This is a genomic window from Pseudoalteromonas sp. Angola-7 (assembly GCF_028599255.1).
Classification (GTDB): Bacteria; Pseudomonadota; Gammaproteobacteria; order Enterobacterales; family Alteromonadaceae; genus Pseudoalteromonas; species Pseudoalteromonas atlantica.
In genome coordinates this window covers 196,842-209,206 of the sequence record NZ_JAQREL010000006.1, presented here as the reverse complement: position 1 = coordinate 209,206, position 12,365 = coordinate 196,842, and the positions used below count along the sequence as shown (strand labels likewise).

Genomic DNA, 12,365 nt, shown 5'->3' with positions numbered 1-12,365 from the left:
GTATTGGACATAGTGAAAGTGTATTTATTTATACATTGTTGTGGATTGGTATGAATCTTATTAAGGAAAGTTTTATGAAAAAATTTATAGTGTTAGGCCTACTTACAATAAGTGTATTACTAACAGGTTGTGCTACTACAGGCAGTGCTTCACCTAGTGAAAAACGCGCTTTAGTGCAAAGCATGAAAAACAATACCCTCGACAAATTATACGCACAAAAACCCGATGTTAAAAAACAAATTGCTAATTCTGCCGGTTACGCCGTATTTGATAACGCAAACGTAAATGTCGTTTTAGCTAGTTTTGGTGGCGGGTACGGTGTAGTAAAAAATAACTTAACGGGTAAATCAACCTACATGAATATGGGTGAAGCCGGTTTAGGGCTTGGTTTAGGCGTTAAAGATTTTAACGTTGTTATGGTTTTTCACAACCAAGCGGCAGTAAATAGATTTATTGAACACGGTTGGGCCTTTGGCGGAAACGCAGATGCAGCAGCAAAATACGAAGATAAAGGTGGAGCACTGGTTGCAGAAGCCATTGCCGACCAAGTTACCGTATATTCTTTAACCGAAAATGGCCTTGCACTTCAAGCAGTACTAAAAGGGACTAAATTTTGGGTAGATTCTGAGCTAAATTAACACCTAATTACTCTCCTAAAAGCGGGCTGGTTTGTATAATCACGCTCGCTTTCTTATAAACTAGTTAATTTAACATAACGTAATTTATGAGCTATATTTGATAAGTTGTAAATTCTTTTACAACCTTGTATATTTTTAATACTGTTAATTATTTAAAGGAATAAAAAGTGACTACTTTCAAAATATTGATGTTTTTCATATTTTTCACCCTATCCATAAGTAATGCGTTTGCAAATAGCTCAACATCTTCATATTTAAAAAATGAAATCAATGAAGCCCATAAAGCTTATTTGTTTAATGATACTGCCACTGGTTTATATGCATTAAACTCACTAGCTCGTTTATTAAAGTATATTGGCCCAGATGAACTTTCAATTGAAGGAACAAACTTAAACCTTGCTTTAACTTACTTCCGAATTGGACTATTACATGAAAAAAATGGTGATGAACTACTTAAAGATAAATACTTTTCACAAGCAATAGTTTTAGCTCCAAATTCAGATGAAATTCTAACTAATGACTTTCGCTCCCTAGTTAATAAACTTGATAAAAATTTTAGTGAATAAAATTTTTTATAGAAATGAAACCGTGAAATTTTATTTCACCAAAACGTTATATAAATAATAAAGCTAGTTATTTAGGTATTAATAATTAGCTTTTTTAATTAAAAATTACACCATATCTTATGACGCTAATCTATATTAGTAGAGCAATACATCAGCAATCAAATTAAGCTCAAACTACTTTTTGACAAAGATTATTTTATAATTTTTTATTTATGAGATTGGATATATTCCCTTATCGAATCTTCCTTTACTTATAAACACTCCTAACTTATTGTTATTTCTAAGGAATACATTTATTTAATCATTAATCTCTTATCAAATTCCTCAGCCAACTTTTCAGTTTCACTAAAAACGGTATTCCAATATTTAATGCGTGTGTCTGCATCGAGATCGGTAAAGTCATTTCTGTCTGGAATTTTTCCGTAAGGTAAGCCGGCTATAAATTCTTTTGATGGGGAGATCATCACCACGTTATCGTAATTTTGTGGTGCTACTTTACGTTTTAAATTTTTATCAAACCACCCTGCTTTTGGCTCGCTATTAAAATGGGGATATAAAATTAAGCCTGGGTTATTAATTTTTAAATCAAAGTGATAGTCAATTATACCGCCATCGCGATAAATACCGGGTGGCGAGCCGGCAATATTTTTTATGCCTTGCATAACAAGGGGTATAGAGCCCGATGCGAGTAAGGCATCTTTTAAATTTGTTTGGCTAAGTGGTATGTTTTGGGTTTTAAAATTATAGCTGTCGGTTATTGATAAATTGCTGTTTGGAGCGCCAAAAATAAATCGCTCGTACTGCGAACCTAATAATTTTCGGTTAACCCGATTAAGCATATAGCTTTTTGATAAACCTAAAAGCTGTATTAATTTATTTTCACTGGCAATAAAGCCATTCGATTTAGCCACTATAAAATGCGCTTTAAAAATAGGGTTATCTAAAATTTCGCTTACGCCCTGCTCCCCAAATACATCATCTAATAATGCGCGGGCTTTTAGTGTAATTTCAGCAGGTGTTGGTTTATTACTAGAATAGCGCGTTTGAGAATACGATTTTGCTAAACGCTCAATGGCAGCAACGGGGTCGTTTTGTGCAAAACAGGCTGATCGAAATGCACCAGCAGAAGAACCAATTAAGTTAAGTGGTTGGGTTCGGTTTTTAAAAAATTCACCAAAAATATATTTGTCTAAGCCAAATAATGCAAACCATTTAGGCCCGCCACTTGCCCCTAAAAAAGAGGTAAATAACTCGGGTTTAAAGCCCTGCTCGTTAATAATTTTTGCTGCTGTTTTACCTGCGTGAATGTCGATCATTAAATCAGTTTACCTTGTTATTCTTATATTTTAGTGCTGTTCACACAAACCAAAATTGAATAATTATGCAAAATCAAAAAGCGGTTTTATGTTGCCATAAAACCGCTTTTTATCGTTAAAATTGCTTAAAATACGGGAATCAATCCCAAATGCCGCTTTCGCATTTACCCTGTACTTTTACGTCTTTTACTTTAAATTCGGGCTCTATGCCTTTTTCTCTTTGTGTGTTGTAGTCGCGATTAACAGACAAAATAGTCGGCGTGAGCAATATAATAGCGATTACGTTAACCACTGTCATTAACCCTAATGCTATATCGGCTAAATCCCAGACTTCTTTTAGAGATGCCGATGCGCCCCACAGCATCATTGATAAATAAAGTAATGTATAAATTGTGCGCCCTACTTTGTTATCGAGCTTAAATAAATGCAGGTTACTTTCGGCATAAGCATAGTTGGCCACTACCGAGGTAAAAGCAAATAAGGTTATGGCTGCTGCAACAAAATACACACCGCCTTGTGCTAAATGTGCGGTCATGGCGCTTTGGGTTAAACGTATGCCTTCCATTTCGCCGCTTATATCTACATCGGCCAATAAAATAACTACCGCGGTACAGCTACAAAGTACAATTGTATCGAAAAACACGCCAAGCATTTGTATATACCCTTGTGTAACTGGGTGATTAGGCATTGGGCTAGCGCTTGCTGCAGCATGCGGCACACTACCTGCGCCGGCTTCGTTAGAATATAATCCGCGTTGTATACCGTTTTTAATGGCAGCGCCCATTGCTCCTGCGCCGGCTTCTTGTAAACCAAACGCTGATAAAAACACATCTTTAAGCATGGCAGGCACTTGCGGTAAATTCATAATCGTAATAATAACCGCCGCGGCTACAAATAATATGCCCATTAGTGGCACTACTCGCTCAGCAAAGCGGGCAATAGCTTTAAATCCACCTAATATAATTGAGCCTGCTAATACGGTAATAACTAATCCAGAATAAAAGGTAGGTACTTGAAAAGCATAGTTAAGGGCGTCGGTTATGGTATTGGTTTGCATGGCACTAAAAGTAAAGCCATAACCTAAAAATAAACACGCGGCAAACACAATAGCAAAGGCACGGCTGCCCAAACCTTGTTGAATATAATAGGCGGGGCCGCCTCTAAATTCGCCACTACTATCGCGTACTTTATACACTTGCCCTAATACACTTTCGGCAAAGCCGGTTGCCATGCCTAGTATGGCTATAACCCACATCCAAAATATGGCGCCGCTTCCGCCTAGCGAAATTGCAACAGCGACCCCGGCTAAATTACCTGTACCTACACGTGCACACAGGCCAGTACACAATGCTTGAAATGATGAAATGTCGTCTTTTTTACACTTGCTACTGCCTTTTAACAGGCTAAACATGTGTTTAAATTTTACTATTTGAATTGCTTTTAAACGTACCGAAAACCAAATACCTGCAAACAGTAGTATGTAGATTAGTATTTGGCCTTCTCCCCATAATAGGCCATTTACACTTTTTACTACGGTATCGAACATGGGCTAATCCTTTTGTATTTATTATGTTTTTACTCAGCGCGTAGTTGAGTAATTGGCATTTAATAATGCATGTTAGCCATAGATTAAGGCAGCTAAGCTGCCTTAGTATGTTGACTTAGTGGTAGGTTATTTACTTTGCAGGTGTATGCCAGCAATCATGCATCTAACCGAACCTCCCGCCGACTCTATGGTTGGTATAGGTAACGGAACAAGTTTAGCTGTTTTTTGTATTGCTGCTTTTTGCTCGGTTGTAAGTGCATTAAACGCCGTTTGTGAGAGTGCTAAAATACGACCATTTGTACCTTGTAGCTCTATTGCGTTGCCGCAAAAGCTACTTATTTGCGCATTAGATAAGTTTATTACTTCTAAATGGCTTTGTATAAAATGGCTAGTTAATTGTTTGTGCTGACTATTTGGCACCATATTTAAGCTGATCATGGCAAACTCTGTGGCTACACACATTAATACATTAGTATGATAAACCGCAGTACCTTGCTCATCGTAGGCGTTAAATACAACAGGTTTTAGCTTTAATTGCTCGCATACTGTATTAACCACGGTTTTAGTAGTGCGCTTAGATTCTACTGCATAAGCAAGCTTATGGGGGTGGTCAATAACAAGCGATCCTGTGCCTTCTAAAAATGCATTTTCTTTCGCTAAAAATGAATAATCAGTCACAGACAACACTTTATAGTGATTAGTCAAAAAATCAATAATATCTTTTCGATATTCTAACCTTCTGTTTTCTGCGTACATTGGGTACATAACTAGCTCGCCACTTTGATGGGTAGAAAACCAATTATTTGGAAACACAGAATCGGGCGTGTGTGTATGTTCGTCTTCAAAAAGATGAACCGTTACGCCCTCGTTTTGTAATAATTTAACCGCATTAGTGACTTCGTCAAAGGCAAGCTGGCTCTGGTTTTGTGAGTTACAGGTACTTTGAAACGTGTTGTCTAACATGGTTTGTGGGTTAGATGTAAAGTGATGCGGGCGCACCATCACCACCGCTGTTGGGGCTTGCTTTATGTGGCTCATGCGACTTGCTCTTGCTTAGGTGTTTTTGATGTTTGTGTACTATTAAGTATCGAAAATAAATTACGCGGATCAGCTTGTTGTGTAATTAAATCAAGTAGTTCAAACTCACCCGCAGCCACCAGCGCGTCTTTAATATACACCAGCGCGGTAAAGTCTTCGCTTGCAAAGCCTACCCCATCAAAAATAGTAAGCTCGTTGTTACTTGTACGCCCAGGTGTTTGTTTATTAATTACTTTATGAAACTCTGTTACGGCAAAGGTTTTGCTCATTTGCTGTATTTCGCCCTCTATTCTGGTTTGCGGTTCGTACTCTACAAACACATTTGCGCGCGTTAATAATTGTGAATCAAGCTCTGTTTTACCAGGGCAATCGCCACCAATGGCATTTAAATGCACGCCCTGGGGGATCATATCGCTGGTTAAAATAGTGGCATTTTTTTTATCGGCTGTGCAGGTGGTAATAATGTTCGCGCCTTGTACGGCCTCTTCTGCGCTATTGCATAGAGTTACATTTAAACCGTAACCACTTAAGTTGTTGTAGGCTTTTTGTGAGGCGTTTTTATCAATATCGTATAAACGAATGTGAGTAATGCCTAATACGGCTTTAAAAGCTAATGCCTGAAACTCAGACTGTGCACCATTACCAATTAATGTAAGCGTTGTTGAGTGCTTAGGCGCTAAATACTTTGCCACAAGCGCCGATGTAGCCGCTGTACGTAAGGCTGTTAGTAAGCACATTTCGCTGATCATGACCGGATAGCCGCTATCAACATCCGACAAAATACCAAATGCGGCCACGGTTTGAAGTTCCTTAAAGGTGTTTTTTGGATGACCATTTACATATTTACAGCTAAACATTTTACCGTCGCTTACGGGCATAAGCTCTATTACGCCATCAGGAGAGTGCGCCGCATAACGTGGCGATTTATCAAATTCTTCCCAGCGAGCAAAGTCGTGTTCTAATCTTTGAGTAAGCTCAAGCAATACGTTTTCTATTCCGACTTTATTTATAAGTTTGGCCATTGCCTGTACGCTAACGAATGCAACACCTTGTTTAGGTTGTGCGATAAAATGACTCATAAATACCTCTTTAATGACTAAATAAATTAATTGAAATAAGTTTATAGGCCAGAGGTGTTACTTAAAATGTCAAAAGTTTATACAAATAATAGTATTTTTTAGCAAATTGCTATGCAATAAAGTACAAATTTAGTAATTTGTAATAAACACATAACCCAAGGCGTTTTATGACCCCTTACATTTACGACTCATTAGATAACGCATTAATAGCCGAATTACGAAAAGATGGCCGCGCTTCTATTTCAGCCCTAGCCGATGTTTTAAAGGTGTCGCGCGGGACAGTGCAAAATCGCTTAGACCGTTTAGTCTCATCGGGCGCTATATTAGGCTTTACGGTGCGTGTACACGAACACATAGAAACCGAAGCTGTAAGAGCAATAATGATGGTGGAAGTGGTGGGTAAATCTACATCGCAGGTAATTAAAACCATGCGCGGCATACCAGAGCTAACAAAGCTACATACAACCAATGGCGCTTGGGATTTAGTGGCTGAAATACAGGCGGCAAATTTAGGTGAGTTTGATGGCGTACTCAGGCAAGTACGCGAAATAGAAGGCATTTTAAATAGCGAAACCAGTATATTATTGTCATCTACTTAGGTTTAATCAACGCCATGTTTTACTTAAAGTATGTTAGGCAATACTCGGTTTGTGTATTAGGTATTGGAGTAGGTAATGAATAAGCTTTCTATTCGGTATTATTCGCAAGATATAAATCGCCACCAGCACAATTACCATCAACTCGTTTTACCCCTACACGGGGAAATTTTTATAACGTTAAATAATGACTTTAAAACAACGGTGAGTACGGGCAGTTGTATCGTTATAGAGAAAAACGTAGTGCATGCCTTTACGGCCGATGAAGCCGCGCGTTTTATTGTGGCAGATTTAGACGTACTCCCTGAAAACCTTATTAACCTTTTATGCCCTAAAATTTCAATAGATAGCCGTTTATTAAGTTACTTACAGTTTATAGAGCAGCAACTGCTCGTTGTTAGCGATGAAAAGCTTACTAATTCAACTTTTGATTTATTTTACTTATTACTTTGTGAGCAAAGCAGCCACAGTAATATTGATAAGCGAATAGATAATGTAATAACCACTGTTAAGCAAAATTTAGCCTACCCCTACACGTTAAAAGAGCTGGCCGATATAGCCTGTTTAAGTGTTACACAATTTAAAACTGTGTTTAAAAAAAGTACCACTATGAGTGCGCTGCAATATTTAACTATGTTGCGAATGCAGCACGCGCGCGCCCTTTTAACCCATTCAGACTTACCGATTGCTTTAGTAGGCGAACGCATTGGTTATAACGATGCCTCTGCGTTTAGCCGCCGGTTTAATGTATATTTTGGACAGCCACCTAAAGCGTTTGCAAAGCAGTAATATAGATAACCTAAACACGAAATAATAAAGCAAGCTCAAGCAGAGCGTAGGTTAAATAGCGTCAGAGCAAACAATAACACCGTCTTTTTAGCACATTTTTAAAAACCTATATTGATACACTCAGTACATAGTATTTACGGAGGGTAATTAATGGCAACACACATAGGGTTTTTAGCAATATTTTCGTGGGGGCTTTTAGCATTACTGGGTAATTTAACCAAAGCGATCCCGGCTTTTCAGTTACTTTTTATGTGCTTTGCACTTTCTTTTATTATTTTATTAGTAAAACGTTTTGCTACAAAACAGCCATTATTAACCCCTCCAAAGCTTTCTAAAAAACAAATGATAATAGGTGTTACCGGCTTATTTGGTTTTCACTTTTGTTATTTTATGGCTTTAAAATACGGCCCTTTAATAGAGGTAAGCTTAATTGTGTACCTTTGGCCATTATTACTGGGTGTATTTGTGGCTACTTCTGGGTCTAAATTTAAAGCAATATTGGGCGGATTATTGGGGTTTTTAGGCACGCTTAGTTTAATTACCGATGGCAGTGGGCTATCTATCAATAGTGAGTATTACTTAGGGTATTTTTTTGCAGGATGCTGCGCAGTACTGTGGTCTAGTTATTCTTATTTAATGTCGCAATTTAATAGCCAAGTAGATGACATAGGCTGGCTTTCGCTTATTGTGGCTGTGCTTGCCCTTTGTGCACATTTTTATTTTGAAACAACCGTTACTAGTTTGTCTGTTTCACAATGGCTAGGCGCTATTTTATTAGGATTAGGCCCAGTGGGAGGTGCATTTTATTTATGGGATCATGGTTTAAAATTTGGTAACCGATCGCTATTAGCCTCGTTAAGTTTTTTAACGCCGGTGCTTTCTACTTTTATTTTAATACTCGCCTCGCAGGCTCCTTTTAGTTGGTCAGTATTTATTGCTTTAGCGCTTATTTTATTAGGCGCGGTAATTAGCAATAAAAAGCCATCGATAAGTTTAAAAAAAGCAGAGCTTTAATTTTGCCACGGCACTTTACCAACGCTTAAACTTAAGTAGTAATTTAAGTTTAAGCGTTAATCACAGCTACATGGCGTAGCTTTGTGCGTAATCTACTATACGTGCGTTTTGGCTTTTTAAATAAGCGCGGCCTGCTTTTACACCTAGCTTATGATCAAAGCGTAAATCGTCGTTTGAGCTACCTAATAATTTACTGTGTAGCTTTTCGTCTGCAAAAATTTGTATAATTTCTACATCACTAGGCGGATTGGCAATAAACGTTAGCTCGTCTAGGTATGCTTGCTCGTGTTGAATCAAGTAATCAAGTGTTTTTGGGCAGTAGCCTGATGCACATGCAAATGTTCTAAGCTTTTGAACCCATGCAGTTTGCGCCTGAAAATGCTCATCAACGGTTCTTATTACCACGATTTTTCGTGCGCCACGGTTATAAGCTTCGCGTACAGGCAAGGGCGCAGCTAAGCCGCCATCTAAATAAAAATCTTCACTTGATTGCTCTGCAGCTAAATGCGCTTCGTTTGCCGCTTTTGTACCTAACCAAGGAGTAAGTTTAACGCCTTGTTTATACAAAAAAGGTAACGCGCTCGATGCTTTTAACAAATCTCGCCATTGTTTACCCTCGCCTGTAGGTGAAAGGTAATAGGCTTTTCTGTCGCGTGCATTGGTTGCCGTTATAAGCAGCTCTCGCTCGCCTAAGCTGGTTTTTGCTGTTTTAAAATCAAGGGCTCTGTTTACTTCGGTGGTTTTTTCAAAGTACCAGTCTAAATCAACAATGTGCTTGCCCATTAAACCACGCCCTAATTGAAAAAAACGTTTGTTACGCGAAAGCCCTCTAATTAAGCGTTTAGCGTAACCTTTTTGGCGCGCTAAATAGCTTGTTAAATTTTGCGATCCGGCAGAGGTGCCAATAAATAAATCAAATGGGTCATAGTTTTGCTCTAACCATGCATCTAATACACCGGCTGTGAATATCCCTCGTTGTCCGCCACCTTCAGCTATCAGAGCAACTTTTGGCTGCGCTGTATGAGTAACTGAATTAGCCGATGCGGTTGTTAGAGCGTTCACGGTGTACCTTCCTTTAATTTAATGATGTTTGGTTAATAACTACATTATAAAAAATAAAAGTGATGCCTTAAAATTGATTGTTTAAATCAGTTTGATTGAAAAAACAGAACGATAAATAATGCAAAATGGGCCTTATCCTTGGCAACCTAAGTATGTTTAATTATCGAAAGTGTTTGTTCAGACATCACTTAAAGTTAATAAGTTTGTATTCACTTTTAATGATGTCTACATAGTAGCAAGGCTTGTGTGTACGCTTGCTTAACTAAACACTTCCTTTTTTAATTAATGCTTTATTTCCATTAAAATTTCTAGAGCTCGGTGGCGTTTTTCGCTGTCGTAAACATCGTTGGTAAATATAAACTCATCCACTTCTAGCTCTTTCGCTATCATTTGTAATTTATGTTTTATACTCACATGCCCGCCAACAACGCTTAAGCTTAAAAAGTTTTCTACGTGGGCGCGCTCTTGCTCACTCCATAAACCTTCCATACTCTCTACCGGTGGCTTTAGCCACAGCTCTTTGCCGCGTATTAATTCAAGCACGCGTTGCTTTGAGGTGGTAGAAAGGTATTGCGCTTCTTCATCGGTTTCTGCTGCCACCAGCGGTAAGGCAAGCATTACATAGGGTTTATCGAGTACATTTGAGGCTTTAAATTCTCGCTTATATAGTGCGATGGCATCGTGTACAAAACGTGGTGCAAAGTGCCCTGCAAATACATAAGGCAACCCTTTTTGCGCGGCCAATTGGGCGCTAAACAAACTTGAGCCTAATAACCAAAGCGGTACGTTTGTGTCCTCCCCCGGAATAGCACGTATAGGGTGTGTGCCATTGTATGGGCCTAATAATGTTTGTAGCTCTGTTACCTCCCCCGGGAAGTTTTCTGCGCGGCTCATATCATTATTTAGTGCACGGCTAGTTACTGGATCACTACCAGGGGCGCGGCCAAGGCCTAAATCTATTCGTCCAGGGTATAAACTCTCTAACGTACCAAATTGCTCAGCCACAACTAAGGGAGAATGATTCGGCAGCATTATTCCGCCAGAGCCAACCCGTATACGCTGAGTTTTACCTGCAATGTGACCTACTAATATTGAAGTAGCAGCACAAATTATACCGGGCATATTGTGATGCTCGGCCAGCCAAAAGCGATTAAACCCTAATTGGTCGGCACGCTGGGCGTATTTAGTGGTTTTATTGAGCGTATGAGAAACGCTGTCCCCTTTGATCATGGGGGCAAGCTCTAATAACGAAAAGGGAATGGAAGATAACAAAATAGCAGCTCCTTAAAATGCATGCTAACAATTGGCTTCATCATCAGCATAAAACACTTAAATGGGTCTGCTATTTATTCAATTCAAGTTAGGTAACGGATAAAAGCAAAATAGCGTTAGGCTGTTTTGCTCTAAGGTATTTATGCAAGCTCAGGGCTTTGCTGACGCTCTTTTTTATAACCCTCTGAGTCTACGCCTTTTTTCCAATAACCAGAGGAAACTATATTACTACGCGGTATATTACAATCCTGGGTAAGTAAGGTTTTTGCTTTGCGTACTAACCCTGCCTCTAATGCCATAAATACAATAGGTGGCTCGTTTGTGTGTGGCAAATTGTTAAGCGCGCTGAACATATCGGTATCTGGGGTATCTGTAATTAACCAATTAACATCGCGCTGCGTTTGTAAATCAATAATGTCTTGCTCTGTAGGGGCATGCACAAACGCGTCAATTTTTGCGCTGGCGGGTAACTGCTGCATGTACCCTTTTATTGCATTAACTGAGGTTAAATCGCCTAGCAATACATAATGCGGATGCTGGTAATTATCAAGCTTTTTAGGGCCAGGGCCTGCTATGCCAACCTCGTCACCTACTTTTGCAGTTATAGCCCATTGCGTAGCCGGACCTTGGTGCATGTTTATTACAAAGTCGAGCGTTAACGCGCCCGTTGCATCATCAACGTCTCTTATTGTGTAAGAGCGCATGCACGCGGTTTTTAAATTAAAATCAACTTTGCCATTTTGGGGAATAAGCACTTTTACATAGCTGCCAATATGCGCTTGCGTTAAATCCGAAAACTCACTTGAGCCTACAACAATGCGCTGTAAATGCGGTGTTATTTGTTCAGTACTTAGTACCGTAGCTTTGCGAACTTGTTTACCCATTTAAAATCACCTCGTTTAACAAAATAGTTAACTGCTTTTTAAAGCAAGCATTGCACAACGCCCCATTGGTTGATAAAATCAACTATAACAAACTAATTGATATTGTCAACCATTAGAGAGCTTATGAACACGCTTTTATCAAATACCCTATTTGAGCTGATGCAAAATTACCGCGTAACAATACGTGAGGCTATTAACGCAGGCGACCTGGGTATTAATGCTATGCACGTGCGTTGTATACACATTATTGCCAGTACATCTAACTGTACCGCTAACGACATTGTGACTAAAACACAGCGCGACAAAGCCCAAATTGCCCGCTTAATTAAAGATCTTATTGCCTTAAACCTTATTAATAAGCAAGCAAGTGAGCACGACAAACGCTGCTTTATTTTGTCGCTCACCGAACAAGGCAATACATTATTTGATAAGTTATTAGCCTCTGAGCAGCAAATAAATGATCAAATGTGTAAAAACTTAAACCCGCAGCAAATCAAAGACTTTTTAGATACCGCGCAACAAATGATCAAAAACATGGCGTGATCTGTCTTTCATTTCTTGGCAT

At 39.0% G+C, this 12,365-nt stretch carries 13 protein-coding genes; 6 read left to right on the top strand and 7 right to left on the bottom strand.

The window, feature by feature from the left end:
• The first annotated feature begins 74 nt into the window (after positions 1-74).
• Both PSH50_RS10840 and PSH50_RS10835 read left to right on the top strand, forming a co-directional pair.
• Positions 75-638 carry a YSC84-related protein gene (locus PSH50_RS10840; protein WP_055019010.1) on the top strand — a complete coding sequence of 188 codons (564 nt, stop codon included), beginning with the start codon at positions 75-77 and terminating at the stop codon, positions 636-638.
• A 167-nt stretch (positions 639-805) separates the two neighbouring features.
• A complete protein-coding gene (locus PSH50_RS10835; RefSeq protein ID WP_273586385.1) occupies positions 806-1,204 on the top strand; it encodes a hypothetical protein in 399 nt (132 codons plus the stop codon).
• A gap of 293 nt (positions 1,205-1,497) precedes the next feature.
• Here the strand turns inward: PSH50_RS10835 and PSH50_RS10830 are convergent, their stop codons facing one another.
• The 4 genes from PSH50_RS10830 to PSH50_RS10815 all read right to left on the bottom strand — a co-directional run bounded on the left by PSH50_RS10830 (position 1,498) and on the right by PSH50_RS10815 (position 6,183).
• The gene (locus PSH50_RS10830) at positions 1,498-2,520 is read right to left on the bottom strand and encodes a patatin-like phospholipase family protein (protein ID WP_273586384.1); all 1,023 of its coding nucleotides are present in this window, start codon (positions 2,518-2,520) and stop codon (positions 1,498-1,500) included.
• Between the two features lie 139 nt (positions 2,521-2,659).
• Positions 2,660-4,066 carry a sodium:alanine symporter family protein gene (locus tag PSH50_RS10825; RefSeq protein ID WP_004586317.1) on the bottom strand — a complete coding sequence of 469 codons (1,407 nt, stop codon included), beginning with the start codon at positions 4,064-4,066 and terminating at the stop codon, positions 2,660-2,662.
• A gap of 126 nt (positions 4,067-4,192) precedes the next feature.
• Positions 4,193-5,104, bottom strand: coding sequence for a citrulline utilization hydrolase CtlX (gene ctlX, locus PSH50_RS10820; protein ID WP_248443598.1), 912 nt, complete (start codon positions 5,102-5,104; stop codon positions 4,193-4,195).
• On the bottom strand, positions 5,101-6,183 hold the full coding sequence (locus PSH50_RS10815; RefSeq protein ID WP_273609621.1) for an ornithine cyclodeaminase: 1,083 nt from the start codon (positions 6,181-6,183) through the stop codon (positions 5,101-5,103). The genes ctlX and PSH50_RS10815 overlap by 4 nt, the downstream gene beginning before the upstream one ends.
• 167 nt (positions 6,184-6,350) lie before the next feature.
• On the opposite strand from PSH50_RS10815, the gene PSH50_RS10810 reads away from it, so the two are divergent.
• From PSH50_RS10810 to PSH50_RS10800, 3 genes are all read left to right on the top strand, one after another.
• A complete protein-coding gene (locus PSH50_RS10810; protein ID WP_004586320.1) occupies positions 6,351-6,782 on the top strand; it encodes an Lrp/AsnC family transcriptional regulator in 432 nt (143 codons plus the stop codon).
• 75 nt (positions 6,783-6,857) lie between these two features.
• Positions 6,858-7,568: an AraC family transcriptional regulator gene (locus PSH50_RS10805; protein WP_273609620.1), complete on the top strand. Its 711-nt coding sequence runs from the start codon at positions 6,858-6,860 to the stop codon at positions 7,566-7,568.
• A gap of 150 nt (positions 7,569-7,718) precedes the next feature.
• Positions 7,719-8,582, top strand: coding sequence for a DMT family transporter (locus tag PSH50_RS10800; protein WP_273586379.1), 864 nt, complete (start codon positions 7,719-7,721; stop codon positions 8,580-8,582).
• A gap of 66 nt (positions 8,583-8,648) precedes the next feature.
• Here the strand turns inward: PSH50_RS10800 and PSH50_RS10795 are convergent, their stop codons facing one another.
• The 3 genes from PSH50_RS10795 to PSH50_RS10785 all read right to left on the bottom strand — a co-directional run bounded on the left by PSH50_RS10795 (position 8,649) and on the right by PSH50_RS10785 (position 11,800).
• Positions 8,649-9,644 carry a patatin family protein gene (locus PSH50_RS10795; RefSeq protein WP_273609619.1) on the bottom strand — a complete coding sequence of 332 codons (996 nt, stop codon included), beginning with the start codon at positions 9,642-9,644 and terminating at the stop codon, positions 8,649-8,651.
• Between the two features lie 282 nt (positions 9,645-9,926).
• Positions 9,927-10,916, bottom strand: coding sequence for an LLM class flavin-dependent oxidoreductase (locus PSH50_RS10790; RefSeq protein WP_004586324.1), 990 nt, complete (start codon positions 10,914-10,916; stop codon positions 9,927-9,929).
• A gap of 140 nt (positions 10,917-11,056) precedes the next feature.
• Positions 11,057-11,800 carry a siderophore-interacting protein gene (locus tag PSH50_RS10785; RefSeq protein WP_273586378.1) on the bottom strand — a complete coding sequence of 248 codons (744 nt, stop codon included), beginning with the start codon at positions 11,798-11,800 and terminating at the stop codon, positions 11,057-11,059.
• A 123-nt stretch (positions 11,801-11,923) separates the two neighbouring features.
• Here PSH50_RS10785 and PSH50_RS10780 point away from each other — a divergent pair, with 123 nt between their 5' ends.
• Positions 11,924-12,343 (top strand): MarR family winged helix-turn-helix transcriptional regulator, encoded by a 420-nt coding sequence (locus PSH50_RS10780; RefSeq protein ID WP_004586326.1) that lies wholly within the window; start codon positions 11,924-11,926, stop codon positions 12,341-12,343.
• The last annotated feature ends 22 nt before the right edge of the window (positions 12,344-12,365 follow it).